Genomic DNA, 250 nt, shown 5'->3' on the forward strand with positions numbered 1-250 from the left:
GCCTGATGCACAACATCAGCGGCGACCCCGATCCCAAACTGACCGTCGGCAACTTTACCGTACAAGACGAATGGTTCAACAAAACCTTCACGCTGACCGCCAAGAGCAACAAAGCCTATACCCTTACCCTGCCTGACAAACGCGTCGTAGAAGGCAAGGTTGGCATACCTCTGAAAATCAACAATCAAACCACCCTCAAAATCGATCAAATCCTGGCTAATCCGGGTCAAGAATTTGCATTGACCAAGTT

The 250-nt window shown here is 49.2% G+C and carries 1 pseudogene; it reads left to right on the plus strand.

Going from position 1 to position 250, the window contains the following annotated elements:
- A pseudogene (locus ACTHS4_RS12255) lies at positions 1-250 on the plus strand (polysaccharide biosynthesis tyrosine autokinase); the annotation flags it as partial.

This window comes from Neisseria sp. P0014.S009, from assembly GCF_051958155.1.
GTDB lineage: Bacteria > Pseudomonadota > Gammaproteobacteria > Burkholderiales > Neisseriaceae > Neisseria > Neisseria flavescens_C.